This is a genomic window from Serratia sp. CC22-02 (assembly GCF_900182895.1).
Taxonomy (GTDB): domain Bacteria; phylum Pseudomonadota; class Gammaproteobacteria; order Enterobacterales; family Enterobacteriaceae; genus Serratia; species Serratia nevei.
The window spans coordinates 816,362-842,922 of record NZ_FXUD01000002.1; the positions used below are offsets into that span (position 1 = coordinate 816,362).

Consider the following 26,561-nt stretch of genomic DNA (forward strand, 5'->3'; position numbering starts at 1 on the left):
GATTCGCCGTGGCGGTCAATTGCAGGCCACGACCTTGATCGCCAGCCCGCCCTGGGAGGTTTCGCGGTATTTGGCGTTCATGTCTTTGCCGGTTTCGTACATGGTTTCGATCACCTTATCCAGACAAACTCGCGGTTCGCTGGTGCGGCGCATCGCCATGCGCGCGGCGTTGACCGCCTTGACGGCGGAAATGGCGTTGCGTTCGATGCAGGGCACCTGAACCTGGCCGGCGAGCGGATCGCAGGTCAGCCCCAAATGGTGCTCCATGGCGATCTCCGCCGCGATGCACACCTGCGCCGGGCTGCCGCCCAGCAGCTCGGTCAACCCGGCCGCCGCCATCGAGCAGGCTACGCCCACTTCCCCCTGACAACCCACTTCGGCGCCGGAGATCGAGGCGTTCATCTTGTACAGCGCGCCAATCACCCCGGACGCCAGGAAGTAGCGGGTGTAGGAATTGGCGTTTACCGGACGGATGAACTTGTCGTAGTAAGCCAGCACCGCAGGGATGATGCCGCAGGCGCCGTTGGTCGGCGCGGTGACCACGCGGCCACCGGCGGCGTTCTCTTCGTTGACCGCCAGTGCGAACATGTTGATCCAATCGACCACGTTCATCGGGTCGATATTGTTCTTGTCGCCGGTCACCAGAATGCGGCGCAGCGCGGCGGCGCGGCGCGGCACTTTCATCGGGCCGGGCAGCAAGCCTTCGGTGTTGATGCCGCGTTCGATACCGGCGCTCATCACCTGCCAGACATCGGCAAAATGCGCGTCGATATCCGCCTTGCTGCGCAGCGCCAGCTCGTTCTGCATCACCAGGCCGGACAACGATAGCCCGGTATCTTTGCAATGCTGCTGCAGATCGTGCGCCGATTTGAACGGGTAGGGCACCGGCGTGGCGCCCTCGGCGGACTGACCGAAGTGCTCTTCGTCGACGATGAAACCGCCACCGATCGAGTAATAGGTTTTGCTGTGCAGCAGGCGTTCACCGGCGAAGGCGCGGATGCGCATGCCGTTTTCGTGCAGCGGCAGGTTGTCGCTGTGGAAGTTCATGCCGCCGTGCAGCGGGAAATCCACCTCGTGATGGCCGTTGGCCAGCGGCAGGCGGCCGCGCTGTTCGACGTCGCGGATAAAGCCCGGAATGCTGTCGATGTCCACGTCGTGCGGCAGGTTGCCGGCCAGGCCCATGATGATGGCGATATCGGTGTGGTGGCCTTTACCGGTCAACGACAGCGAACCGTACACGTCGACCACCACGCGGGTAGTGTCCTGCAGCTGCTGGTGGGCGATCAGATCGTCGACGAACTGTTTGCCGGCTTTCATCGGGCCAACGGTGTGGGAACTGGATGGGCCGATGCCAATTTTGAAAATATCGAAAACGCTGACCATGGTCTCGCCTCCTTCTTCAGGTTTCAGGCGGTGAATACGGGAAATGGGGGAGTGCGGGAGGGCCGGCGCGCAGCGGCGCCGGCCGGACGTGATTAGCCGAGCAGGCTGAACACGATTGCAGAGATGGCGATCAGACCCATCACAACCACGAACACGTTGCTGATGTGGCCGCTGTACTTGCGCATGGCAGGCACTTTACGGATGGCATACATCGGCATCAGGAACAGCAGCATGGCGATGATTGGGCCGCCCAGGGTTTCGATCATGCCCAGGATGCTTGGGTTCAGGGTGGCGACGATCCAGGTGGTCACCAGCATGAAGATTGCGGTCATGCGGTTCAGCTTGGCGGTGCTGACGGTTTTGCCGCGGCTCTTCATCGACTTGGCAACCAGGCCGTTGAAGCCTTCACGGGCGCCCAGGTAGTGGCCCAGGAACGATTTGGTGATGGCGACGAAGGCGATAACCGGCGCGATGTACGCGATCATCGGGTTGTTAAAGTGGTTAGCCAGGTAAGACAGAATCGAGATGTTCTGCGCCTTGGCTTCCGCCAGGTTTTCCGGCGTCAGGCTCAGCACGCAGCTGAACACGAAGAACATCACGGTCAGCACCATCATGATGTGTGCATAAGCCAGAATGCGGGAGCATTTTTTCTCGGCGTCTGCGCCGTACTCTTCGCGTTTGGCGACGGCGAAGGCGGAGATGATCGGCGAGTGGTTGAAGGAGAACACCATTACCGGGATCGCCAGCCACAGGGTCATGATCAGGCCGTGGCCCATGCCGGTACCGCTGCCGGACAGCGACACGTTTTCGAAGATGGCGCCGGTCCAGTTAGGGATCAGATACACCGCCAGCAGCATCAGCACCGCGACGAACGGGAAGACCAGGATGCTCATGGTTTTCACGATGGCCTGCTCGCCGAAGCGCACGATGGTCATCAGGCCGACGATCAGGATCAGCGACAGGATGGCGCGCGGTGGCGATGTCATGCCCAACTGGTGGGTGATGAAGCTGTCGACGGTGTTGGTGATCGCCACGCTGTAAACCAGCAGAATCGGGTAGATGGCGAAGAAGTACAGCAGGGTAATCAGCTTACCGGCGGTGATGCCGAAGTGCTCTTCTACCACGGCGGTGATGTCTTCACCGGGATTTTTGCCGGACAGAACGAAACGGCACAGGCCGCGGTGGGCAAAGAAGGTCATCGGGAAAGCGATGATGGCCATGATGATCAGAGGAATCAAACCGCCGATACCGGCGTTGATTGGCAAGAACAGGACGCCTGCGCCGATGGCGGTGCCGTACAGGCCCAACATCCACATGGTATCCGTTTTACGCCAGGTACTGCTGGAGCCCGAGGCCGCAGAGGCAATTGTGCCGGTCTGTGTAGTGTCCATAAATATCTCCGAAGTGAACACGAATTTAAAATTAAAAGGCAAAACTTAAGGTTAAACCGTCAAACGTCCTATTCAGGCAACGCTTGCGGTAAGAATCAGGTGTTGCTTGCGGGGATGTTTTGGCGTCCCCCTGGTTGTTTATTGCGTTCATTACCAAGGCACAGCGCCGGGTAATTCACTAAAGACTTTTCACCGTCACGGGCGATAAAAGTCGTTACCGCTGCCGACAGGTCTTTGCCTGTCGATTTTTGTTGGCGGCAAGATAACGATTTACAGTAGAAACAACCGTGATCCTGCTCTCAAATGCGCAATATGTGCAGTTATCCGCTTTTTTATCGATTTTTCGCGCATTTGTTGCACATTTGTGTAAGATTTTGTGCTGAGAACGCTCTCATAAAGATTTCTGCGATTATGCGGTTTGTACAATAATTAGCCGGATAAAGCGCTGTGCTCAGCAGCAAGCCGAGCAATATATTTTATGCGTGGTTTTGGATCTAGCGAAAAACCCGGATTAAGCAGTTTTAGTGACGTAGATCACATTGTATTTTTAAGTAAAATTCAATTCATCTATTTGTTTTTAATGGTTTTCTATTAAAAATCACCGCTAATAACGAAGGGAAATTACTTACGTGGTTAGCGGATAAAAATGCGTAACCATTCATCATATAAATAACAGATACCTAACAGGTATTGGCGAGATTTGCTGCAATCGCTTAAACCGCCGTTTATTTAAACATCCCGGCCTTTGGCGCGATTTATCATATAAAAGCCATAAATAGTCGTTAATTCACGCAGCCGACAGCCGGTTTAGCCTGCGAGAAAATAATCACCCGGGTGACCTGTTGCATTTTATTAACCTGATGTTGCGTGCGGATAAGCGAAAAACGCGAATCGATTGCGCATTATTTGTTCATTTTCGGGCGGGGAAAGAAGGGGATTGCAGCGGTGCGCCGTCGGTTTCGACGGCGCAGAAGGCGGACTAATAGCGGGTAGCGATGGCGTTGTCGTTGAAGAACGCCATGAAGTCGGCGTCCGGCTGGCGGTCGCTGATCACCCGATCGAACTGCGTCAGGGGGCCGATGCAGGCCGGTTTGGTTTTGCCGAACTTGCTGTGGTCTGCCACCAGGATCTTTTGCTGCGCCATCGCCATGGCGCGATGCTTCATCTCCAGCTCGTCGAAGTTGAAGCAGGTGGCGCCGTGCTGCAGGCTGAGGCCGGCGGCGGAGATAAAGGCGATGTTCGGGCAGATGTGATCGAGCTCGTTACGGCCGCTGACGCTGGAAAAGATGTAGTTGTTCGGCTTGAACTCACCGCCGCACAGGACCACCTTGCAGTTCGGTTTGTCCTGCAGCGCCAGGAAGGTGTTCAGCGAATGACAGACGGCGGTGAAGGTCAGCTCGTCGGCGATGGCGTCGATGATCGCCGGGGTAGTGGTGCCGCAGTCGAAAAACACCGTGTCGTTTTCATTGATTAAGGGGGCCGCCAGCAGGCCGATGCGCCGTTTCTCCGTCACCTGCTTGGCTTTTTGATCGGAAACGAAGTAGTTGGTCACGCCGTTGCTGCGCGGATCGGTCACCACATAGCCGCCGAGCAGCACCACCGCCGCCGGTTCGGCGCTCAGATCGCGGCGAATGGTCATCTCCGAGACCCCCAGCAGCACGGCGGCTTCTTTCAGGTGGATCTTGTCAGCGCGTTTTAACGCCTGAACTAGCCGGTTGATACGTTCTTCGCGCCGCGTTTCCATAGGTCCGTCTTCCCACAGGTAGTAGAGGTAAAAGGGCGTGCCGGCGTGTCCGGCGCTAAACACAACAATGCGGGGCAATATCGGGCCGCCTTGGCCGCCCGTATTGTCCCGCATCGGAGTGTATTGGCAGTGCCCGTCAGGGCATGCCGACGATCAGTAGCTGCCCGCCGCCGGCTGCGCGCCGGAAACGATGGCGACGCCGGAGCTGGTGCCGATACGCGTGGCGCCGGCGTTGATCATCTTCTCGGCGGTGGCGCGATCGCGCACGGCGCCGGAAGCTTTCACGCCCATTTCGCTGCCCACGGTCTCGCGCATCAGTTTGACGTGCTCTTCCCGAGCGCCGCCGGTGCTGAAGCCGGTGGAGGTTTTCACGAAGGCCACATCGAGTTCGCGACACATTTCACAAACCTGGACGATCTGCGCATCGCTGAGCAGGCAGGTTTCCAATATTACCTTCAACGGGATCGCCGCGCAAACCTCGCGCACGGCGGCGATGTCGGCTTTCACTTCGTCCAACAGGCCGCTTTTCAACCAGCCGACGTTGATCACCATATCGATCTCTTGTGCGCCGGCGGCGATTGCCGCTTTGGCTTCAAAGGCTTTGGCGACGGTCAGGCCGGCACCCAGCGGGAAACCGATCACCGAGCAGACTTTTACGGTGCTTTCTTGCAGCAGCTGGGCTGCCAGCGGCACGTAGCCTGAGTTGACGCATACCGCATAGAAGTTGTGCTGCTGCGCTTCTTCGCACAGTTTGGCGATCTGCAGTTCGGTGGCGTCCATCGCCAGCAGGGTGTGGTCAACATAGCTGGCGTAATCGATGGTTTCGGTGGTCATCGCGATTCCTTAGTGAGGTTAAGACAGTAAGCGGGATGGGTAATGTGAAAATAATAACATTCAGATGCCGATAAACCTAGTGATGTTTAAAAAATGTCGATCCGATCGTCGCTATCAGGCTGTTATAGGTATAACTTAAAGGCGTTTCATTTGTTATTTAAATAACATTTAAGGGCTCGCGGCCTGCGCGGGCGCAACGTCGAGGGAAAAAAGATGAAGATCAACATCGATCTGGCTCCTGAAGCTTTCGGGGCGCATCGGCAGGAACTGTTCCGCAATGCGGATTTTGCGGTGAGCACGCATCGTTGTACAGAACGCGGGCCGATGCTGACGTTGGCGAATCATCGTGGCGCACTGACGGTTTTACCGTATCAGGGCCTCGCGATCTGGGACGCCGAGTTTGACGGTTATTCGCTGAAGTCGGGCCGCCGCAGCGTAAAGGGCGCCGGAAGAAAGCGCGCTGACGATGCCGCGTTCTGCCCTGCCTGGCCGAATCAGGACGGTGAGCCGCTGCAGATGCAACGCGTGTGGCTCCAACTGGCGGGCGATGAGCTGACGTTGCACGGCGAGGGGGAGCGGGCGGGTGGGCGTTGGCGCATCGGCCCGGCGCTGCGTCTGGCGGCGCAGAGCGCACAGTTCGCCATTGAGATGACGGTCACCAACCTGGCCGAGCGGCCGCAGCCGCTGCGCTATGTGTGTCGCCTCAACTACGGCTGCATTCCCGACGCGGTATTCCGTCAGAACCTGCCGGCGCCGGCGCTGTTGGGGGATGCGCTCGGGCAGGAACTGCTGTGCTCCGACGATCTGTCGCGCTATGTGGATCAGGCCGAGTTCTTTATGCTGGCACCGCAAGGCCGGCGCTATGTGACGCGCTTCGCTACCGGGCAATTCAACTATGGCCTGCGGCGCATCGCCGTTCAGGGCAACCGGCGGCTGCTGGCTTTTATCCAGCCGGCGAACTGTCGCCCGAATGCGCTGGAGGAAGAGGCGGGAATGATGCTTGAGGCGGGAAAAACGCGGGCGTTTTGCGTGACCACCGGCGTGGTGTGAAATAACGGGGCGGTAACGCCCCGGTCATGTTGTGCAGTTACTCTTTCACCCAGCCACGGCGAATGGCGAAGGCGAACAGGAAACGATACAGGCGCGACAGCTTGTCGGCGATGACATCGCCGAACAGATTCCACACCAGCTGGGCGAACAGACAGCCGACCAGGCCGAGCAGGAAACCGCCGACCATATCCAGCGGCCAGTGCACGCCGAGGTAAACGCGTGACCAGGCGATGCCGACGGCGACGATCATCAGCAGCACGCCGGACCAGACCCGGTGCCAGAACAGAAACGCCAGCGCAAAGGTAAAGATGGCGGTGCCGTGATCGCTCGGGAACGAGCTGTCCGGCGCATGTGCCAGGAAGGTATAGCCAACGCCGGCGACGAACGGGCGCTCATGCGGCAGCAGCGCGCCGATGGTGGCGGCGGCGAGCATGGCGAACAGCAGCGCGATAGTGGTTTTCGCCACCACCTGGCGCTGCGAAACCAGCTGGCTTTGCGGCCCCCACAGCCACAGGCCGACGATCAGCAGCGGCACGATGATGATCAGATCGCGCGCCAAAAAGGTGGCGAAATCGATCATCCACTCGGGAGACGCCGGGGTCGCATTGATCCAGGCGAAAAGAAAATGGTTCAACTGTTCCATAACCGTTACCTCGTCTTGCGGCGCCAATAGCCGCTAACCGTCCAATAAATAGCCAACTGGCTTAACCAAACCCACCAACCCGCCCACAGGTTATGGGTAAGAAAATGGGCGCCGCGCATGATCTGGCCAAAGCCCATCAGCATACCGAGCGCAATGCCGCCGCACCAGCACCACCAGGCCAGGCGCGGACGCTGCGGATAAAACAGGAAAAACAACGCCATGACCGCGAAACCGCTTGAGGCGTGCCCGCCGGGGAAGCAGCGGCCGGGGCCCGGCAGCGGCGGTACCGCGCCGAACAGCGGGAAGGACATCGCCTTGCCGCCGTACTCGATCAGATCCCACGGGCAGGAGTGCGCGCTGGTGGCCTTGAGAATGCCCACCACCAACGGGCCGATCCCGATCAACAGCATGGTCACGATCAGGCGCGCGCTGCGGCGATAGATGCCCCAAAACAGCGTCAGCACCGCCCCGACGATCACTATTTGCTTCAGCAGGCGGTGGTTGATCAGATCCAGCCAATAATTGTTTTGCCACGGGAAATGCCCGCTGGCGGGATCGTACCAAAAGTTGCTGATCGCCCAGTCCAGCTGTTCGTTGCGGGAGAGCCACAGGAACAGCAGGCCGCTGATCAGCAGGCCAAAAACCTGCCAACGGTAAAAGGATGCCGGCAGGGAGTAAAGGGCGGTTGTCTTAATTTGCGGTGCCGTTGAGGATTGATTTAATGACGATTCTGGATTCACGCGCAGGCTCGGTGGCAGGATTGAATAACGCCACTGTAATAATTCTGTCTTAAGAAAACCTTAGTCCACCGGTAAGAAAACCCTATCCGAGACCACCGCCTTCGGCTAAGGTAATCGTTTGCTTTTTTTCGGGATGAGAGTGTGGTGATGCAGAATAAAGCGCGTGTCTTACTGTTGGCGGCTGCCGGTGCGGCCTTTTCTCCGCTGAGCTTTGGCCAACCTGCGGCCGCCGGGCCGATCGTGGTGCAGGGCGCCATGCCGGTGGAGGCGGAACGTTTTGCCCAGCGGTTGGAAAACCCGCGCGAGGAGCAGATCGGCGGCTGGCGCTTTTGGCACGGCACCGTAGACGGCTACCCGGTGGTGGTGTCGGAGACGCTGAAGGGCATGTCCAACGCCGCGGCGGCCACGGCGATCGCCGCCACGCAGTTTCACCCGGTGGCGATCATCAACCAGGGTACCGCCGGCGGCCATGATCCGGCACTGAAAGTATATGACATCGTGCTGGGCAAATATTCGGTCAATCTCGGGGCGTTCAAAACGCCGGTCAAGGCGTTGGGGGAAGGCAGCGACTCGCGGCAGTGGCAGCCGATGGATCTGTTGGCTTCCAAAGGCAGCGCCGGCGAGGACAAAAAGGCGCACAGCCTGCGTCAGTTTCCCGCCGACCCCAACCTGCTGGCGATTGCGCAAAGCGTTAAGGGCGATTACCGACAGGGCAAGGTCGTGGAAGGGGTGATCGGCTCGGCCGACGTATGGAACAGCGAGCTGGATCGCATTCGCTATTTCCACGACAGCTACCTGACGTCGGTCGAAGAGATGGAGACCGCCTCCGCCGCGCAGATCGCCGCCGAGTTCAAGGTGCCGTTCGTCGGCATTCGCGTGTTGTCCAACAACATCACCAATCAGGGCAAGTACGATCCGCAAACCGGGCTGGCATGCCAGGATTATGTCTATCAGGTGGTGAAGGCCTATGTTGCCAACCTGAAGAAACGCTGAGTCATTGCTCCGGTTAATCGGCGATATCAGGCGATTGTCACTATTGATCGCCTATTGTAAAGAAGATTAAACCTGTGGCGGGCTTGGCTGTAGTGTATTAGTTTATAGGCGGATTATTTGACAACGTGTAGGGATAAAACATGAACAAGGCATCCGTTGTATTTTCTGGCCTGCTGATGGCCGTTTCCGCCGGCGCCATGGCGGCGACCTCTGGTGATGATGCGGATATCAGCAAACAGCCGCTGGAAAAAATCGCGCCTTACCCGAAAGCCGAGAAGGGCATGAACCGCCAGGTGATCTACCTGCCGAAGCAAGAGCACGAAGAGAACTACAAGGTGGAACTGCTGATCGGCAAGACGCTGGAAGTGGACTGCAACCGCCACATGATTGGCGGCACGCTGGAGACCAAAACCCTCTCCGGCTGGGGCTATGACTACCTGGTGCTGGAGAAGCTGTCCGATCCGGCCTCCACGCTGATGGGCTGCCCGGACAACACCAAGACCAAGCAATTCATCGCCGCCAACCTGGGTGATGCCGCGATGCAGCGCTACAACAGCCGTCTGCCGATCGTGGTGTACGCGCCGAAAGACGCGGAAGTGAAATATCGCATCTGGAAAGCCGAAGATACCGTAAGCCAGGCCGAACAGAAGTAATCGCCGCCTGACGCCACTCCGCTTGCCGTGCGCGGCAGGCGGAGACTTTTCCCCGTTATGCTTTCCCTTCGCTCGCCAACACCGCCCGTTCGGTTTCTTCCCCCATGGCGATCAGCCAATCCAACACCGTTGAGAAGATCGCATCCTCCTGGCCGTCGGCCTGGGTCATCAGCACGTAATCCGTCCCGTCAGGCGCAAAGCCATATGGCGCCACCAGCGCGCCGTTGACGATATCATCCGCCACCAGCGCCAATGGGCCGATGCCGATACCGGCACCGGCGACCGCCGCCTGCAGGCTGAGATAGAAATGTTCGAAACGCAGCTCGTTGCCCGGCCGGATCTCGATGCCGCTGTGGGCACACCAGTCGCGCCAGGCATACGGGCGCGTCTCGGTGTGGAGCAGGGTACCGCGCAGTTCATGCCCCGCCGCGGCATGCTCCCGGCGGCATACCGGGCCGACCCGTTCTTTGAGGAACGGGCGGGCGACCACGTCGTCGGCGATCGGGAAATCGTTGCGGCGGATCGCCAGATCGATGCCTTCACGCGAGAAGGCGACGGCGCCGCCGGCGGAGACCAGCTGCAGATCGCGTTCTTTCCCCACCGCCTGCTGCAAACCGGCCAGACGCGGGATCAGCCAGCGGATCAGAAAGGTCGGCTCGCAGGAGATCACCAACGGGCGATTCTGATGATGCCGACAGGCGCGGTCGATCGCCGACTGCAGGTTGTCCAGCCCCCGGCCGATCTCGCTCGCCAGCTCTTGCGCCTGCGGCGTCGGGTGCACCATGCGGCTGGTGCGTTGAAACAGCGCGAATCCCAGGGTCTGCTCGAATTCGCGCACCGCGCGGCTGACGGCGCCGTCGGTGACGTTGAGAGATTTGGCGGCTTTCGACACGCTGCCGTACCGCACCGTAGCTTCGAAAGCCCGCAATACCGCCAGGTTAGGCAATCTTCGTTGACGCACTGCGCCCCCTTTTGATTGAGTTTTTGTCAATCATCGATACTACGCAAATCGTTTTTTATTGCCAGCCAAATCCGCCAAAGTGTGCATCACTTTCCACTTACGGGTAACTGCGATGATTGCCATTCTCGCCGATGATCTTACCAGCGCGCTCGACGGCGCGGCCCCGTTCGCCGCACGCGGACTGAATGCCTGCGTCATGCTGCGCCTGCCCGATGCCGCGTTGCAGGACGCGGAGATCGTCGCCTTCGATTTAGATTCCCGCTTCGTTTCGCCGGAGCAGGCGGAGCGGCGTTTTCGCCATGCCGCCGCCTGCGTGAAACCGGCGCGCCTCATCTACAAAACGGTGGATTCCACGCTGCGCGGCAATCTGGGGCCGGAAACGCGCGGGGCGCTGACGGGCAGCGGGCGCCGTCTCGCCATCGTCGCGCCGGCCTTCCCGGATGCCGGCCGCACCACGGTGGGCGGCCGGCAATACGTCGACGGCGTCGCGCTGGAGCAGACCGCCTTTGCGCGCGATCCGAAGAACCCGATCGTCACCGGCTACGTCATGGAGCGCATGGCGGGGCTGGAGCCGACGCGCTTTCAGGTATTCGACGCCGCAGACAACGGCGAGCTGGATGAGGTCGTGAGGCGGATCGGCATTGCCGAACCGGTGGTGTGGGTGGGATCGCCGGGCCTGGCGGCGGCGCTGTCGCGCGCGTTGTCCTCGGAGGAGAACGCGCCGCCCGCTCAACCGCCGCTGCGAGCCCGCAAGGTGCTGGTGGCGATTGGCAGCCTGCATCCGGCGAATGACGCCCAGCTGGCAAGCCTGCGGCAGGCGGGCGCGGTGCTTGTCACGCTGCCGGAAGCGGCCGATCTCGAGGCGATAGCGCAAGAGGTGCGAGCGGCGTTTGCGCGTGCCGATGTGGTTTGCCTGATGTCGCCCCGGTCGCGAGCGGCCGCGGCGGATCATGCCGCTGCGCTGGGCGCGGTCGTCAGCCGTTGCACGCCCGCCTTCGACGGGCTGGTGGCGACCGGCGGCGATACCGCGCGGCGCATCGTCGACGCCATGGCGGCCGGCTCATTGACGTTGTTCGGTGAGGTGGAACCCGGCGTGCCTTTCGGGTTGTTAAATCTGCCGGGCCGCAGGCTGCCGTTCGCCACCAAGGCGGGCGGTTTTGGCCGGGCCGGTACGTTGTTGAACTGCGTAACCCGGTTGCGCGCTGACCGAGAAGGAGAAAAACGATGACCCTTTCCACCTTGCCGCTGGCGATAACCATGGGCGATCCCGCCGGCATCGGGCCGGAGATCATCGCCAAACTGGCGGCCAAAGAGCGGTTGAGCACGCCTTATGTGGTGATTGGCGATGCCGGTGCCCTGGCGCGCGCGGCGGCCAGTCTGGGGCTGACGCTGCACCTCCGCGAGCTGCCCGCCTCGCTGGCGGGATGGGACGAAGCCTGGATGCGGGGAGAAACCGCCGTCTATTCCGCCGGCGTTGCGCTGCCGGCGGACTTGCCCCTCGGCAGGCTCGATAAGCGCGCGGGCGCGGCGTCTTATGCCTGGGTGGTTGCCGCCATCGATCTGGCGTTGGCGGGGCGTATCGCCGGCATCGTCACCGCGCCGCTGAACAAGGAGGCTATGCGCCTGGCGGGGATCGATTATCCGGGGCACACCGAGATCCTGGCGGCGCGCTCGGGCACCCCGGACTTCGCCATGATGCTGGCCAACGACGAGCTGCGGGTGATCCTGGTTTCCATTCACGTTTCGCTACGGGACGCCATCGACGCGGCGACCGTGGAAAACGAACTGCGCGCGTTTCATCTGGCGCAAACGGCCTGTCGGGCGCTGGGCATTGCGAAACCGCGCATTGCGGTGGCCGGCCTGAATCCGCATGCCGGGGAGAATGGCCTGTTCGGCCGCGAAGATCTTGACGTCATCGTGCCTGCCATCGCCCTGGCGCGGGAACAGGGGTTGGACGTCAGCGGCCCCTGGCCCGGCGATACCGTTTTCATGCGCGCCCGGCGCGGGGAGTTCGACATCGTGGTCGCCCAATATCACGACCAGGGCCTGATCCCGGTGAAATATCTCGGGGTGGATCACGGCGTTAACGTCACCGTCGGCCTGCCGTTTATCCGCACCTCGGTCGACCACGGTACGGCGTTCGATATCGCGGGCAGCGGACGGGCGGAACACGCCAGCCTGCTGTACGCCTTCCGGCAGGCGGAAAAAATGTTGCACGCCCAATAACTCATATCACCTGAAGACAATAAGGAAACACCATGCACACACCCGAGTTTATTTTCATGCTGACGCGCAACGACAGCACGGTGCCCGATGCGCAAGCGCGGCTACCAGAGGTGCTGGCTGCCGGCGTGAAGCATATCGGCTTTAAGGATATCGGCCTGCCGCTGGATCAACTTAAACAGTTGGCGCAGGCGATCCACGCCGGTGGCGCCACCGCTTATCTGGAAGTGGTCAGCCTGGATGAGGAAAGCGAGATGAATTCGGCGCGCGCGGCGCTGGCGTTGGGCGTTGATGTATTGATGGGGGGAACGCGGCCGGAAAGCGTGCTGCCGATCATTCGTCAGTCTGGCCTGCGCTACTATCCGTTTGCCGGCCGCATCAGCGGCCATCCCAGCGTGCTGGAAGGTGACATCGAAGACATTGTCGCCAGCGCCCGCCAGCGCGCCGCTTTACCGGGCGTGACAGGGCTGGATCTGCTGGCCTACCGCTTTGCCGGCGACGTGCCGACGTTGATTCGGCGGGTGTGCGATGCGGTCGACAAACCGGTTTATATCGCCGGGTCTATCGACCGCGAAGATCGCATCGCCGCCGTGGTGACGGGCAATGCGGTTGGCTTCACCGTCGGTACCGCGGCGCTGGACGGCGTGTTTCCCGCCGACAAGCCGGGGCTGACGGCGCAAGTCAACGCCGTGAAATGCCTGATTGGCAATGTGATCCGCAAACTGTAACGCGTCTCCATTCGGTTCTTTCCACGGCGATGGGGCGGTTATCTCATTCGTTGAATCATTAATTTGTATGGCTTCTCTTTTTAATGCTCTAGCGAGCAGGCACGCCCTTGGGCGCTCGCCGACGTTTACCCGGCAAAACAGCCTAATTGCCGCCAGGTTCAATATATATAGAGGGAGTGAAAAATGAATAAAGGGTTAGGGAGTGCCGTTGTGGCGGTGAGCCTGTTGTTAACCGGCTGCGATACCTTCAGCCTGCTGCGCGATCAAAAGATCGCCGAGGCCTTTTACGTCGGCGCCGACAAGCGCTCGATAAGCCGGGATTTCGGCGCGCCGATCGCCACCCGGCCGACGCTGAACGGCCAGGGCGTGTGCCACGACTATAACCACCGCTTGCCGAACGGCACCGTGACGCCGTTCTACGTCGGCTTCAGAAACAGCGACGGCAAAGTGGTGGCCTTTGGCCCCACCACCTGCGGGGAAGCGCAGGCCAACGGTAATCTGAACAGTGATGAACCTATCAAACAGCGGTTCTAAACGGGCATTGCTGCGCCGGCCTGGGGCCGGCGCAGCAAAAGCAGCCCAGCAACGTCGGGTGTGCCATTTTTCTTTTTCTCTATATCCCTTCTGATTTTCCGCCAGGCTTTTATCTGAGATTTATTTTCCTATGGCGTATGCCAGATGCCGCTGCCGAAAAACGCCATTGCATGGATTTCCTCCACCGGGTGTTACGGTGTGAACAGCAAGACAACAAAGCAATCTTTGCTGAATTGTGCTAGTTTTTCGAACATTCACGGACATGCAGTGACCTGCAAGATAAGGATATCCAATGCGTTATCGTTCGCTAAATCTCGGCGAGGTGACAAGGAAAGGGGCCGGAACGCCGCCTCAGGGAAGCGACGTACGGACTGGTGCCGTATGAAGCTGCTCTCTCTCTTTTCTGAACACACGGCGCCGGAAAGTTTCTCCCGGATACTCACCCCGACACAAGCGTGCCATGAGCTGGAACGGCATTATCTGTTCGGCGGCGCAGCCGGCATATCGATAAGCAGCCGGTATTCCATAACCCGCAATACTCAATCCGGTATTGGCGTCACCGGTTATCGTGAGGACGCGATTGTGAAGCGCAGCGTGTTCGATGATCTCAATCGGGGCGGTTTGCTGGCGATTGATGAGGAAATAGGTGCCTGGACGCCGACCAAATACGCGTTTTACGTCGACGCGGAAGGCCGATTACAGCGCTATCCCGGCAGCTCTCTTCCTGCCTTTTATCCTACAGGGCGCGTGATCGCCCGCTATGAAGAAATGGTCAGCCGCTATGGCCGGCGGGCAAAACCGACGGTGCTGCCGGCGAGGCAGAATACGACCCTGAATCCCCCTCTGCAGCAAGCTATCGCTACCGCAGTGGCAACCGTTGCCGCCACGGTACAGGCCATCCGTCCGATGACCAAGGCAGAGCGCTGGCAAGAACGCCAATACCTGATAGGGCGAGGCAACCGCAGCATTTACCCGGATGCGCGCATGGCGGCACAGCGATTGGCGGAGAACAACGTCGCGGTCGAAAAAGCGAAGCTGGCTGAGAATGTTTACAAGACCACTAACCCACTCAAGGACACGATAGACATCCCTGAGGGCTGGAAGGACATCAGTAACAATGATGGGGTGCTGGGCCGGCTTGGTTTGAGCAGTAACATGCTTTATGACAAACCAATGAATCCTGACTTTTTAGCCCGAGTTTATCAGCCAGACGAAAGTGTCTTTGGCAAGGCGATGAACCCGACGGTGGTATTCCGCGGATCGCGGGCACCAGAATTCCCGGAGGGAATAAGCCGCGCAACCCAAAAAGCCTTAATAAGGGGTGACTTATCAGGCATTAAAAATCTCAGTGACTGGAAAAACAACGGTGCTCAGGGAATAGGGCTTAATTCTGAATACTACAAAAAAGCGGTTGGTATTGGCGATAAAATTTCAAAGGTATCCAATATCGACGTTGCAGGTCACTCATTAGGTGGTGGCATGGCGTCTGCTGCCTCCATGGCCAGCGGCAAGCCAGCTTGGACGTTTAATGCCGCTGGATTGCATGCGGGAACCGTAGAAAAATACGGCGGCTCTATAATAGGTAGTGTCGATAATATTCAGGCGTATCGCGTGAAAGGGGAGCTGTTGACCAAGCTGCAGGAGGTTGATTTGTGGGAGGATGCCAAAGACCTCAAATTTTATCCGCCGGCGGTGATGGCGAAAGAACGGTTGTCCATGTTGGCGCCTGACGCCGTGGGAGTAAAACACACGCTTTCCGGTGGAACAGGCTCACTGCTGGATAAGCACGGTATAGACCAGGCGATACAATGCATTGAAAATGAAAAAGACGATGACATTGCCACAATCAAGGGAAGAATATGAAAAAACTTATTCTCATTATCACGATGGTAGTGTCTACGCTCATCATGCAGGGGTGCGAAAAAGGTATGGATTTACAACCGCAGGATTATTTTGACGGTCAGCAATTGGACATTGCCAAAGCCATTTATGATGGTGACAGGCCGCAGTTGGATAAACAGTTATCATCAGTAAACAAAGAGATCTTAAATCGTCCAGCTAAGGAAGAAATGACCTTATTGTTCTGGGCAATAAACAATGCCATCTATGATAAAACCACACCTGAAAGGCTGAAAATTATCACTGACTTGGTAAAAGCCGGCGCAGATCCTTTACAGCCTCAACCCAACACGCCAGGTAGCCCAGCTGAATTTGTTATGAAAGCGGATAAAGGTATCTGGATACAGGCTATGTTAGAGGGCGGGCTTTCTCCAAATGCTAGGGATAAGGTTCATAATCAACCCATTATATTTAATAGCATCTTTGCAAAAAACACAGAAACATTAGAGGTCATGTTGGAGCATGGTGCTGATATAAATATAAGAAATTCACTGGGTGATACGCTGCTCATCGATGCTTTAGACTATCACTCCTATGACCACGTCATTCTTCTTTTAGAAAAAGGTGCCGATAGCGATATAAGAGGCAACTCGGGTTGGACGATGGGTAATCAACTGCAACGGCTGATTGATAGGAGTCAGGACGGCAGTGAGGCGAAAGCGTCTCTTGAGCGCATCAAAGACGAGCTAATTAAGCGTGGCGGGAAATGGCCGCCTGCTCCTGTCAGTAAATAAGCTGTTCTCAGTATCCCAAGGGTGTAGAGGGATACTGATACGGTAATAAAGCAAAGTTGGGCCGTGGTTATGTTAAAAATGGAGATGGCATGAGGCACAGCACTCTTATCATTATCATGTTGCTGTCGATGCTCATGATGCAGGGATGCGAACAAGGTAGGGATCTACAACCACAGGATTACTTTGAAGGTAAGCAGCTGGACATCGCCAAGATCATCTACGAGGGTGACAGGCAAAAGCTGGATAAGGTTTTACCGACGGTAAGCAAAGAAACGTTAAATCGGCCGGCCAAGGCGGAGATGCCGTTATTATTCTGGGCGATAAATAACGCTATCTTTGACAAGAACACGCCAGAGCGGCTCAAGATCATTACGGCTCTGGTCAAGGCGGGAGCAGACCCACTGCAGCCAAGAGCTGAGGGGGGGAGTAGCCCAGCTGAATTTGTTATGAAGGCGAATAAAGGCGTATGGATACAAGCTATGTTAGAGGGCGGGCTCTCTCCAAATGCCAGAGATAAGGTTCATAATCAACCCATTATATTTGAAAGTTTTGATGCGGCGAACACCGAAACATTAAAGATATTAATTGCATACAAAGCTGATGTTAATATCAAAGGCGCTATGAGCCGAATGCCATTAATTAATGCGCTGTATAACAGCTGCCCTGAGCACATTGAGGTTCTTTTGGCTCATGGCGCTAACCCCTTAGCCAAAGATGACTTTAATGACAGCTTCCTTTCTCTGATTTCTGCGGAAATAGCCAAAGGTGATAAGAGCAATGCGTACATAAAAAAACTAATTAAAATTAAAGAAAAAATAAAACAGGTGAATTAGATGGTCTCGACTCTCATGGGGGACAATGCCGGCACTTCCCCCAGTGCAGTACCATGACATGATGACATACAGGAAGATGATGGGATGTGCCATCAAAGAGCACCCAGCCGGTGGTGACGAGAGTGGGGTGCTGTTAAGTATCGTTTGTGACGCCATCTCTTTGAACAGCGGCGCCGCCAAAAACCGTTTTGACTGCAAGCACCTGAACAAAGGCGGTGCGGCGGGCTATCTCGCTAAATATATTGCAAAAAACATCGACGGCTACGCGCTGGACGGTGAACGCGATCATGAAACCGGCGAGCTGTTGACTGATACTGCCGCCGCCGTCACCGCGTGGGCGTCAACGTGGCGTATCCCTCAATTTCACTTTATCGGCCTGCCGTCGCGCGGGGCATGGCGTGAGTGTCGCAAGATCCGCTTTGTCAGTCTGGCCGAGGAGTTTGACGAAAGGGTGGAAGCGGTGCGTGCTGCCGCCGACGCCGGTCTTTTTGCCGATTATATTTTGGCGCAGGGTGGCCCCAACGTTGCCCACGACGATCAGACAGTGCGTGTGGCCCGCCGGGTTGCCGACGAGCGCAACGCCTATGATGAAGAGGTGCAGAAAATCGCGGGGATTTTTGCCCCGCATATCGGCGCCGATCATGTTTATGAAACCCGCACCACGCAATGGCGCATCGTCGCGAAAGCTGTCGCCGTTGAGCCTTTGACTTTGAAAAGCGCCTCCGGCGCGCCTCGGAGTCCTGTCAATAACTGTGGGTTGGTCGGCAGCGATGGCGCCGAAAATACGCAGGATGGGGAGCCTGTAGAGTCCGTGGTGGTGATGGAACACCATCCAGACACCCCAATTGACTGGGATGACATGACCGTTGCACGGTCTGTTATGGCGCGTTTACGGGCAGATGCCCCGCAGATAAACAGGCAACAGAGAAGCATTGACCCATATAGCAGGCCGGAGCCAGCTCCTTCAGCAAGATTAACCACTGCTGAACGCGATCGCGTTCCCAGAATTTACTCAGAGCTGGCACTACACGGCATCGAGCCAACACGCTCGGAACTGGAAGCACTGGCACGCGGCGCTAAAGTCAAATTTGGTGATATTTCAATGCACTATCCAGCGGTTAGCGATTGGGCGGCCTTCCAATAATTTGTTGCGCAATTAAATCCGATAGGCATATACTGTATGTATGTACAGTAATTAAGCATCGGAGGGAAAGGGTGCAAGCAGTGGACGAAGTTGTTGTTTTAGAAAGAATTGAACTCATCGCCCGTCTGGGGATTTGTTATGAGAGCCAAGCGAAAGACAAAGACATTGCACTGATATGGATTTCAGAATTGGCGGGGGAGATGAAAAGCAGCATTGCCCCTGAAAAAGCAGAAGTGATCAGGCAGCTTGCCGCGATCTCTTAATCCATAGGTGACGTATGAGACGAGATTTAAACTTAGCCGGGGCGTTTATGGTGGCGCTGAACTTCAACGAGAACGGCAAGGGCCGCCGCATAAAGACCGTTGATTTCATTCACGCCGCAAACCAGCTCGGCACACACCTAACGCCTGAAGAGGCGAATTACTACATCAAGCACCAGTCCAGCCATGTTTTCAGGCTGATTGACGAGGGGCGTTATCAGCACAATACATACCTTTTTCTCTGCTGATAGCCCATGCATGCATAGAGTGCATGAAATCGCATGATGATCCGGTGTTATTTTTACCCCCGCAGCGCCAGCACTGGCGCGGATCGCGCCGGATCATGCAGCTGCATTAAAAGCGACACATAAAGCGCGCAGGCGAGGCGGGGATAGCATTGCGCGTAAGGAAAAAATCAGGTTATTTTGTTGATCTCTTCAAGCGCTTCCTTAATTGAATCATGGCGATAATCAGGAATCGACATTCCATCAGCACGGATTATACTAATGTCACTAATTCCTAGGAAAGAGAACAATGACTTGAGATAGCTTTCTTGGTGTTCGTGTTTATCATTGTCGCCGTAGATACCCCCGCTAGATAAAGCAAGGTACATTTTTTTGTTTTTAATCAAACCAACAGGGACATTATTTTCATGATGAAATGTAACACCGGGAACAACAATCCTATCAATCCATGCCTTTAGTGATGACGGTATTCCTAAATTGTACATTGGAACACCCAATACTATAGTATCGCTATCTAAAAATTGGTTTAGGATTTTTTCATCCAGGCTAGTGTTTTTATTGTCTTCTTTGTTTAATCTTAAGTGAGGTATTGTTTCTTTATCAAGGTCAATATACAAAATTGTATATTCTCCATTCTTATTCAGCTTTTTTACAATTTCATCAGATAGTTTCCTGGTTACTGATGCTTGAATGGCAGAGCTAGAGTCTATATGTAGTAGTTTCATGTCGTTTCATCGGATAAGTGAGTGAGGGAGGTACTATCCTCACATTCATTTTCTTCAATGTAAATATCCAAGTTATGATTACAGAATTCATAAATCAAGAACAATTCTTTTAGTGCTGAAAAAATATTTATAATCGGTTTTTTATATAAGAGGGATTGCATTTTTTTCGAAAATGCTTGCAACCCACTCGGTAAATATTTTAATTTTAGGACTGAGGTGGTGTCTTTGTGGATACAAAATTGAGATCGGCAGTTTCGGGCTTTTGAGTTCAGGTAAAACTTGAGTTAGCCTGTTTGAGGCAATATGGTGTTGCGCCATGAATCGTGCCGGCATAATCAGACCAAGCCCTTGCAAGCCACATTCAAGATATGAGTCTGCATCATTGACGGAGAAACTGGAATTAACATCAAGTTGAGTGTTTTCGCCATTGATGTTTATTATCCAGTCAAGAGGCCTGCCGTTTTGACGTGAGATGTAACGGACAGCGGAGTGTTCTTTTAGGTCAAGGACGTTGTGGGGTATTTTGTGGTTTTGAAAATAAGATGGTGAACCACAAATAATGAAGTCCAATGTGCCAACTTTCTTAACAATTAATGAGGAGTCTTGTAAGGTTCCTACTCGTATAGCACAGTCAACTCCATTTTTTACTAAATCCACAATGTCATCGCCAGTACTAATAGCCATCGTTATGTTCGGATTGATGGTGTTGAATTCTACTAGCTTGGGAATTATTATATTTCTTGCTATAGCATTCGATACTTCTATACGTATATGCCCTTTGGGATTTTTCGCTCCATGTTGGAAGGCTTGTTCAGTATCCTCTAAATCATCTAGTACACGCAGGCATGCTGCGTAGTAGTGAGTTCCTTCCGCTGTTAAACTTAGGTTGCGAGTATTCCTATGTAAGAGACGTACATCAAGAGAGCTTTCTAAGCTTTGAATTGCTACAGTTACTGTGGTCCTAGGTAAGCTCAAACTTTCTGCAGCCTTTGTAAAGCTTAGCGTTTCCACTACACGCGTGAAAATTTTCATTGCTTTTAACTTGTCCATAACCCTCTCCTGATTGTTCCGATTTTTTGAACAAAGAAGCCATAAAATAGCAGATTATTCAAGTGAGAAATTAGGCTACTATCTCAAATACACAGCCTCAATCATAGATTCTTTCTCAACCTGAAGTAGGAAAAAAATGAAACTTTACTATCATCCTCATGCCTGTTCAATGGCTACACATATTGCATTACGGGAATCTGGTCTTTCTTTTGACATAGAACCTGTTGATTTCTCGACAAAGAAAACAGGGACTGGTTTAGACTTTATGAAAGTGAATCCAAAAGGAATGGTACCAGCTTTGGTTTTAGATAATGGTGAGGTGTTAACTGAAGTTACAACCATTCTAAGCTATATTGCAGACTTGGTGCCAAATAAAAATCTGGTACCTAAAGCGGGAACTATTTCTAGATACAAGCTAACTAGTTTTTTATCATGTATCAGTATGGATCTGCATAAGAACTTTTCGGCTTTTTTCTTTCCAACAGCTATAGAACCATGGAAAGAAGTTTCGAAAATTAAGCTTGATAATGCGTTTGAATATTTCAATTCTGTTCTAAGTGATAATGAATACCTCATGGGGGATAACTATTCTATCGCAGATATGTATCTTTTTGTTATGCTTCACTGGTGTGATTATTTTTCCATGTCGATAGATAGATGGCCGAATTTGGCAAGGCTGAAGGGTGCTGTTAGTAGCAGACCTGCGGTACAGTCAACTTTTAAAGTCGAGTTGGGTAGTTAATTTGAAAGCACAGCTACGATATAACGTAGCTGTGCTTTTTTATCATTCCAGAGGGAGTTCATAGCTGAGAAAGTTGATTATGTTTTCTCCTGCCCATTTATTTATCTCCTTCATTCTTGCTTGTAGCGGTGTCAACTCATTACGAACAAATACCTGCGCTGCTTTTTTTACGTCTCCGAAACCACCAGTATTATTGGGTATAATCCCCATCATCTGAGGTGGTACTCTGTGAGCACTAAGTAAATCATCTCGGGTAGCATTTTTGATATTGAAGAAGTCATCTTTGGTAGCTACTTCACTTAAAGGCAAGATTTTGATGCCGTCCGCTTTACCGTTAGGCGCGTACATAAACAGATTGCGGAAGTTCCCCAGCCCCTTTGTATCTCGCATCGCTTGGCGCATTCTGTCAACGTCGCTGGTACTTTGCGCTGCATCGGTCATATACAGGATGTACCCGGCATGCGCGCCGTTTTGATAGTATTTTCGGCGGAATAGTGTTGCCGCTTCATTCAGCCACGCAGAATTCAACGCGCTGAGATATTCCGGCAGACCGTACAGCTCTTGGTTAATATCCGGTTCAATCATGTGAAAAACGCTCCCCGGCGTAAACCGGTGCGGCTCTTTCCAGTCCTGCACAAACCAATACATATCAGGTTCAACACCCCGGCGGGTGTATTTTGCCGGTGAACACTGCAGGCGCAGTGGTTCTCCGAGTCGATTTTTCCTGACCTCAAAAAAGGCGTTACCAAATACCAGATAATCCAGCACGTAACGGCTAAACTCCTGCTGGCTTAATAGGGGGTGCGGGATGAATGTTGACGCCAAAATGTTACGCTTAACATATATCGGCGAGCTGTGATGCACGGCGGCGCGCAAGCTGCGTGCCAGCCCATCGAAGCTGATCGGCGGTTCGTACCATTTGCCGTTCCCTGTGCATTCGATGTAATCCAGAATTTCCCGCTTATCCAGTACAGCCGACGGTTCGCCAAAGGTAAACGCCTCGAAATCCTGCTTCTGCTTTGCTGCCGGGGTTGGCGCCGGGGGGGTAAATACCTTGCGGCCTTTGCGTTTGCTCATCAGTAAAACTCCAAAATGTTTGGGCTGCTGTGGCCGCTGCCTGCGGTCAGTGGTTCGTTTAAGAGGGCGTGCATGATTGCCCACGCGACATCGGCGTGGCTGGCTTCTTCGCTGCGGCTGGCGGTGTAGGTGGAGCGCGCGCCGCTGGCGGTCATGGTTTTGCGGATCGCCATAAAGGCGGCGGTGATGTCGGTGTGGCTGGTGTCGTACTCCAGACAGCCGCGCCCGATGGTGTCTTTTGCCTTCAGCACCATGGCGGTTTTGATTTCCGGGGTGTATTTGATTTCCCGCGCGGCCGGGAAGAACTCGCGGACCAGCTGGAAAACGCCTTGGCCGACGGTGGTCGCATCGATGCCGATGTACTCCACGCAATATTTTTCGGTCAGGTCTTTAATCTTCTGGGCCTGCGCGGCAAAGTTCATGCCCTGCCACTGGTGGCGCTCAAGAACGCGGAACTTGCCCCCGGCCACCATTGGCGGCGCGATAACCGCGCACCCGGCGCTGTCGCCGCCGTTGGCTTCCGATGGGTCGTAGCCGATCCACACCGGGCGATAGCCGAACGGCCGCACGGCGTAAGGGTTGAAGTCTTCCCACTCTTCCAGCGTATCGACCATGCAGCCTTGCAGCTCGGCGAACGGGAATACCGACGCGGTATCGTCCACAAACTCACACATCAGCAGGTTCTGATACTCTGCCGGGCTGTATTCGAGCGACAGCTGATCGAGGTCGAACAGGTTACAGCCGCCGGTCAGCGCATCCTCAACCGTGACAATCTGGCGCCATTGCCCATCACCGCACAGCACGCCTTTTGACAGGTGGCTGTGGCTGAGGTCGAGTTGAACGTGATCGGCTTTACTGCGGCGGCCTTTGTTAAAGAGTTCCCCCGACCAGAACGGATAAGCGGAGTGCGCCAGACTCGACGGAGTGGAAAAGTAGGTGGTGCGCCACCGCTTGTGCAGCGACATCCCGCTGGCGACTTTGCGCAGCTCCTGAAACTTCGGTATCCAGAAATACTCATCAAGATACAGATTGCCGGTGTAGCTCTGCGCAGTGCGCACGTTGGTGCCGAGGAACATCAGGCGGGCGCCGTTCGGCAGCACCATCGGATCTCTTAGTGAGAACACTAAGGAGCGTTATCATCAATGCCAAAACATAAACTGCAGTTGTACTTTTGTGACGCTGGAATCTATTCAGCGGCAGATCGTATCACCGGGCAAAGTTGATATCGCTCCGCCGCACCCAACGCGAAGCAATCAGGGAACACTTTGGATTTAACAAGAAGCCTGCGAAAGCAGGTTTTTTTATGTCCGTAAAATGGCTGTCGCCACTTTGTCGCCACAGGGTAATTATGTGTTTTTCGAAGCATTGTTTTATAAGGATATTTTTTCAAGGCAACAAAAAACCCGATAATCTTGAACCTAAAAGGCGGGATTATCGGGCTCCACAAAATGGGGACATCAAAGAAAAGCAGTGGCACTAATTCAGACTGCGGCCCCCAACGAAAGTTCTGGCCGGCGACAAAAAAATCAAAATATTTTTATCGCCGATCCATCTCTCCCGCTAATCGATCAGCCGAGTATCCCCGGCCATAGCACCACGATGAGTGAACCCGCCAGCGTTAACAGCACGTTAGCGATGGCGTAGGTGCCGGCGTAGCCTAATGCCGGGATGTTGCTGCGTGCGGTGTCGCTGATGATCTCCATCGCCGGTGCGCAGGTGCGGGCGCCCATAATGGCGCCGAACAGCAGGGCGCGGTTCATGCGCAGCACGTAGGCGCCGAACAGGAAGCAGATAACCACCGGCACCAGGCTGACGATCAGCCCGGCAATCAGCATCTGGCCGCCGACCGCGCCCAGGCTATGGCCGATGCCGGCGCCGGCGCTCAGGCCCACGCCCGCCATAAACACCATCAGGCCGAATTCTTTCACCATGTTCAGCGCGCCCTGCGGAATGTAGCCGAAGGTCGGGTGGTTGGCGCGCAGGAAGCCGAGCATGATGCCGGACATCAGCAGGCCGGCGGCGTTGCCGATGCCAAACGAGAAGTTACTGAACTGAATGGTGATCTGGCCGATCAGCAGGCCGATGATGAAGAAGGCGCAGAACGCCAGCAGGTCGGTCACCTGGCTGTGGATCGAGATAAAGCCAATCTTCTCCGCCACGCTCTTCACCCGGCGCGCGTCGCCGCTCACCTGCAGCACGTCGCCTTTGTTGAGCACGATGCTGTCGTCGATCGGCATTTCGATCTGGCTGCGGATCACGCGGTTGAGGAAGCAGCCGTGGTCGGTCAGCTTCAGCTGGCTCAGGCGCTTGTTCACCGCGTTGCTGTTCTTCACCACGATCTCTTCGGTCACGATGCGCATGTCGAGCAGATCTCGATCGAACACTTCCTTGCCGTTGCGGAAGCTCGGATCCAGCCGCGCGTGGGCGTCCGGGTAGCCGACCAGCGAGATCTCGTCGCCCACCTGCAGCACCGCATCACCGTCCGGGTTGGCCAGAATGCCGTTGCGGCGGATGCGTTCGATGTAACAGCCGGTCTGGCGGTAGATGCCCAGTTCGCGCAGGTTCTTGCCGTCGGCCCAGGCCACCAGCTCGGGGCCGACTCGGTAGGCGCGGATCACCGGCAGGTAGACCTTGCGCTGGCTGTCGGTGTCCAGGCCACGTTCGCGGGCGATCTGCTGGGCAGAGGTGGACAGGTCCTGGTGCTGTAGCTTCGGCAGGTAGCGCGCGCCGAAGATCAGGCTGACCAGACCGATCAGGTAGGTGAGGGCGTAGCCGAGGCTCAGATGATCCTGCGCCGCCAGCAGCGCCGGGCCGTTGACGATGGTGTTGCGCAGCGTGTCGCCGGCGCCCACCAGCACCGGCGTCGAAGTCATCGAGCCGGCCAGCATGCCGGCGGTCAGGCCGATGTCCCAGTGGAACAGCTTGCCGAGACCGATGGCGAGCACCATCGCCGAGCCGACCATCACCAGCGCCAGCATCAGGTAGTTTTTGCCGTCGCGGAAGAAAATCGAGAAAAAGTTGGGCCCGGCTTCCACGCCGACGCAGAAAATAAACAGCATAAAGCCGAGATTCAGCGCCTCGGTGTTAATGGCGAAGTGTTGCTGGCCGAGCAGCAGCGAAACCACCAAAACGCCAATGGAATTACCGAGTTGGACGGAGCCCAGACGGAGTTTACCGAGGCACAGCCCCAGTGCGAGTACCACGAACAGTAACAGAATGTAGTTACCGTTTAACAAACTAGCGACGTTTATGTTCACGGAGGATAACTTATTGTTTACCAGTAAGTGCTTGATATAGATAACTATAAGAGATAAATTCAGCCTTAAAACGACGTCATAAATCACCACCAGCGTAAGGCGAAGCGAACCATCGTTCGGCGGCGTTCATTCTAGACGCTATGACCGATGACAGCCAGCACAGAAAGCTGATTTCCTGCGCCGCCGTGCGCATTTAACTCTCTTTTGACCAAGGAAAAAATTCGGTTCAGCGTCTCCGCGCGGGGGCCAGGCCGATTTCTATTGATGCAGTAATTGGGCGGGGGAGAATTCGCATGACGAGTTATAGATATTGGCTGGGCATTCTCAGCTGTTTTCTGTTGTTCAGCCTGGTGTTTCTCGGCCAGCAAACCGGCCTGTTCGGCAGCACGGATCATGAGCACCACGGCGAAACCGGCCTGCTGCTGTTTGTGATCCCCGGTGCGATCGCCAGCTATCTGTCGAGCCGCAAGCGGCTGCTTTGCCCGCTGCTCGGCGCGCTGTATGCGCTGCCGCTGTGCCTGTTGATCCGCCACTTCTGGCTGACGCCGTCCTCTTCGTTCTGGCAGGAGCTGGCGTACGCCACCAGCGCGGTGTTCTGGTGCGTGTTCGGTGCGATGCTGATGCTGTTCGCCCTCGGCCTGTTGCAGACGCTGCAGCAACTGCACCGGCGGCAGCGGCAATAAAAAAAGGCGCGTTAAGCGCCTTTTTTGTCTTTTTC

General features: G+C 55.6%; 26 protein-coding genes and 2 pseudogenes. 16 read left to right on the forward strand and 12 right to left on the reverse strand.

Annotation, left to right across the window (positions count from 1 at the left end):
* Positions 1–15: 15 nt before the first annotated feature.
* From QOL81_RS10770 to deoC, 4 genes are all read right to left on the reverse strand, one after another.
* Entirely contained in the window at positions 16–1,383 is a 1,368-nt protein-coding gene (locus tag QOL81_RS10770; protein WP_025302221.1) for an L-serine ammonia-lyase, read from the reverse strand.
* A gap of 92 nt (positions 1,384–1,475) precedes the next feature.
* The gene (locus QOL81_RS10775; protein WP_038881129.1) at positions 1,476–2,774 is read right to left on the reverse strand and encodes an HAAAP family serine/threonine permease; all 1,299 of its coding nucleotides are present in this window, start codon (positions 2,772–2,774) and stop codon (positions 1,476–1,478) included.
* A 979-nt stretch (positions 2,775–3,753) separates the two neighbouring features.
* On the reverse strand, positions 3,754–4,518 hold the full coding sequence (deoR, locus tag QOL81_RS10780) for a DNA-binding transcriptional repressor DeoR (protein WP_060421601.1): 765 nt from the start codon (positions 4,516–4,518) through the stop codon (positions 3,754–3,756).
* A 153-nt stretch (positions 4,519–4,671) separates the two neighbouring features.
* Positions 4,672–5,352, reverse strand: coding sequence for a deoxyribose-phosphate aldolase (gene deoC / locus QOL81_RS10785; protein ID WP_038881133.1), 681 nt, complete (start codon positions 5,350–5,352; stop codon positions 4,672–4,674).
* Between the two features lie 213 nt (positions 5,353–5,565).
* Between deoC and QOL81_RS10790 the strand changes: the two genes are divergently transcribed.
* Positions 5,566–6,402: an aldose epimerase family protein gene (locus QOL81_RS10790; RefSeq protein WP_283439816.1), complete on the forward strand. Its 837-nt coding sequence runs from the start codon at positions 5,566–5,568 to the stop codon at positions 6,400–6,402.
* Between the two features lie 37 nt (positions 6,403–6,439).
* Here QOL81_RS10790 and ybjG read toward each other — a convergent pair whose 3' ends face one another.
* Together ybjG and QOL81_RS10800 are read right to left on the reverse strand one after the other, a co-directional pair.
* Positions 6,440–7,045 (reverse strand): undecaprenyl-diphosphate phosphatase, encoded by a 606-nt coding sequence (gene ybjG, locus QOL81_RS10795; RefSeq protein WP_060421609.1) that lies wholly within the window; start codon positions 7,043–7,045, stop codon positions 6,440–6,442.
* 5 nt (positions 7,046–7,050) lie between these two features.
* Positions 7,051–7,785, reverse strand: coding sequence for a phosphatase PAP2 family protein (locus QOL81_RS10800; RefSeq protein WP_060421613.1), 735 nt, complete (start codon positions 7,783–7,785; stop codon positions 7,051–7,053).
* Positions 7,786–7,932: 147 nt separating this feature from the next.
* On the opposite strand from QOL81_RS10800, the gene QOL81_RS10805 reads away from it, so the two are divergent.
* Positions 7,933–8,778 carry a 5'-methylthioadenosine/S-adenosylhomocysteine nucleosidase gene (locus QOL81_RS10805; RefSeq protein WP_283439833.1) on the forward strand — a complete coding sequence of 282 codons (846 nt, stop codon included), beginning with the start codon at positions 7,933–7,935 and terminating at the stop codon, positions 8,776–8,778.
* 140 nt (positions 8,779–8,918) lie between these two features.
* Positions 8,919–9,431: a serine protease inhibitor ecotin gene (gene eco / locus QOL81_RS10810; protein ID WP_049202226.1), complete on the forward strand. Its 513-nt coding sequence runs from the start codon at positions 8,919–8,921 to the stop codon at positions 9,429–9,431.
* Between the two features lie 55 nt (positions 9,432–9,486).
* Here eco and QOL81_RS10815 read toward each other — a convergent pair whose 3' ends face one another.
* Positions 9,487–10,392, reverse strand: coding sequence for a LysR family transcriptional regulator (locus QOL81_RS10815; RefSeq protein ID WP_060421622.1), 906 nt, complete (start codon positions 10,390–10,392; stop codon positions 9,487–9,489).
* 58 nt (positions 10,393–10,450) lie between these two features.
* Here QOL81_RS10815 and QOL81_RS10820 point away from each other — a divergent pair, with 58 nt between their 5' ends.
* The 10 genes and pseudogenes from QOL81_RS10820 to QOL81_RS10865 all read left to right on the forward strand — a co-directional run bounded on the left by QOL81_RS10820 (position 10,451) and on the right by QOL81_RS10865 (position 18,995).
* Complete coding sequence (locus QOL81_RS10820; protein WP_139159302.1) at positions 10,451–11,620, forward strand: four-carbon acid sugar kinase family protein; 1,170 nt, start codon at positions 10,451–10,453, stop codon at positions 11,618–11,620.
* Positions 11,617–12,618: a 4-hydroxythreonine-4-phosphate dehydrogenase PdxA gene (gene pdxA / locus QOL81_RS10825; RefSeq protein ID WP_060421630.1), complete on the forward strand. Its 1,002-nt coding sequence runs from the start codon at positions 11,617–11,619 to the stop codon at positions 12,616–12,618. Before QOL81_RS10820 ends, pdxA begins: the two co-directional genes overlap by 4 nt.
* Positions 12,619–12,650: 32 nt before the next feature.
* Positions 12,651–13,343: a beta/alpha barrel domain-containing protein gene (locus QOL81_RS10830; RefSeq protein WP_063989382.1), complete on the forward strand. Its 693-nt coding sequence runs from the start codon at positions 12,651–12,653 to the stop codon at positions 13,341–13,343.
* A gap of 183 nt (positions 13,344–13,526) precedes the next feature.
* Positions 13,527–13,877, forward strand: a complete 351-nt coding sequence (locus QOL81_RS10835; RefSeq protein ID WP_197757539.1) for a hypothetical protein — start codon at positions 13,527–13,529, stop codon at positions 13,875–13,877.
* 381 nt (positions 13,878–14,258) lie between these two features.
* A complete protein-coding gene (locus QOL81_RS10840) occupies positions 14,259–15,740 on the forward strand; it encodes a Tle-like phospholipase domain-containing protein (RefSeq protein WP_149572169.1) in 1,482 nt (493 codons plus the stop codon).
* Positions 15,737–16,510: an ankyrin repeat domain-containing protein gene (locus QOL81_RS10845; RefSeq protein WP_197757537.1), complete on the forward strand. Its 774-nt coding sequence runs from the start codon at positions 15,737–15,739 to the stop codon at positions 16,508–16,510. The genes QOL81_RS10840 and QOL81_RS10845 overlap by 4 nt, the downstream gene beginning before the upstream one ends.
* Positions 16,511–16,599: 89 nt before the next feature.
* Entirely contained in the window at positions 16,600–17,343 is a 744-nt protein-coding gene (locus tag QOL81_RS10850; protein WP_283439817.1) for an ankyrin repeat domain-containing protein, read from the forward strand.
* A 169-nt stretch (positions 17,344–17,512) separates the two neighbouring features.
* Positions 17,513–18,487 (forward strand): annotated as a pseudogene (locus tag QOL81_RS10855) (replication endonuclease); the annotation flags it as partial.
* 80 nt (positions 18,488–18,567) lie between these two features.
* Entirely contained in the window at positions 18,568–18,750 is a 183-nt protein-coding gene (locus tag QOL81_RS10860) for a hypothetical protein (RefSeq protein ID WP_283439818.1), read from the forward strand.
* A gap of 47 nt (positions 18,751–18,797) precedes the next feature.
* The gene (locus QOL81_RS10865; protein ID WP_283439819.1) at positions 18,798–18,995 is read left to right on the forward strand and encodes a hypothetical protein; all 198 of its coding nucleotides are present in this window, start codon (positions 18,798–18,800) and stop codon (positions 18,993–18,995) included.
* Between the two features lie 167 nt (positions 18,996–19,162).
* Here QOL81_RS10865 and QOL81_RS10870 read toward each other — a convergent pair whose 3' ends face one another.
* Both QOL81_RS10870 and QOL81_RS10875 read right to left on the reverse strand, forming a co-directional pair.
* Positions 19,163–19,717 carry an FMN-dependent NADH-azoreductase gene (locus QOL81_RS10870; RefSeq protein WP_283439820.1) on the reverse strand — a complete coding sequence of 185 codons (555 nt, stop codon included), beginning with the start codon at positions 19,715–19,717 and terminating at the stop codon, positions 19,163–19,165.
* A gap of 141 nt (positions 19,718–19,858) precedes the next feature.
* The gene (locus QOL81_RS10875; protein ID WP_283439821.1) at positions 19,859–20,767 is read right to left on the reverse strand and encodes a LysR family transcriptional regulator; all 909 of its coding nucleotides are present in this window, start codon (positions 20,765–20,767) and stop codon (positions 19,859–19,861) included.
* Positions 20,768–20,903: 136 nt separating this feature from the next.
* On the opposite strand from QOL81_RS10875, the gene gstA reads away from it, so the two are divergent.
* On the forward strand, positions 20,904–21,509 hold the full coding sequence (gene gstA, locus QOL81_RS10880) for a glutathione transferase GstA (protein ID WP_283439822.1): 606 nt from the start codon (positions 20,904–20,906) through the stop codon (positions 21,507–21,509).
* A 42-nt stretch (positions 21,510–21,551) separates the two neighbouring features.
* Here gstA and QOL81_RS10885 read toward each other — a convergent pair whose 3' ends face one another.
* Together QOL81_RS10885 and QOL81_RS10890 are read right to left on the reverse strand one after the other, a co-directional pair.
* Entirely contained in the window at positions 21,552–22,586 is a 1,035-nt protein-coding gene (locus tag QOL81_RS10885) for a phage portal protein (protein WP_283439823.1), read from the reverse strand.
* Positions 22,586–23,695: pseudogene (locus tag QOL81_RS10890) on the reverse strand (phage terminase large subunit family protein); the annotation flags it as partial. The gene QOL81_RS10885 and the pseudogene QOL81_RS10890, both read right to left, overlap by 1 nt.
* On the opposite strand from QOL81_RS10890, the gene QOL81_RS10895 reads away from it, so the two are divergent.
* Positions 23,646–23,861 carry an ogr/Delta-like zinc finger family protein gene (locus tag QOL81_RS10895; RefSeq protein ID WP_089187588.1) on the forward strand — a complete coding sequence of 72 codons (216 nt, stop codon included), beginning with the start codon at positions 23,646–23,648 and terminating at the stop codon, positions 23,859–23,861. The pseudogene QOL81_RS10890 and the gene QOL81_RS10895 overlap by 50 nt on opposite strands.
* A 293-nt stretch (positions 23,862–24,154) precedes the next feature.
* Here the strand turns inward: QOL81_RS10895 and QOL81_RS10900 are convergent, their stop codons facing one another.
* A complete protein-coding gene (locus tag QOL81_RS10900; protein ID WP_047728000.1) occupies positions 24,155–25,843 on the reverse strand; it encodes an aspartate:alanine antiporter in 1,689 nt (562 codons plus the stop codon).
* Positions 25,844–26,136: 293 nt separating this feature from the next.
* Between QOL81_RS10900 and QOL81_RS10905 the strand changes: the two genes are divergently transcribed.
* Positions 26,137–26,526 (forward strand): inner membrane protein YbjM, encoded by a 390-nt coding sequence (locus QOL81_RS10905; RefSeq protein WP_033637808.1) that lies wholly within the window; start codon positions 26,137–26,139, stop codon positions 26,524–26,526.
* The last annotated feature ends 35 nt before the right edge of the window (positions 26,527–26,561 follow it).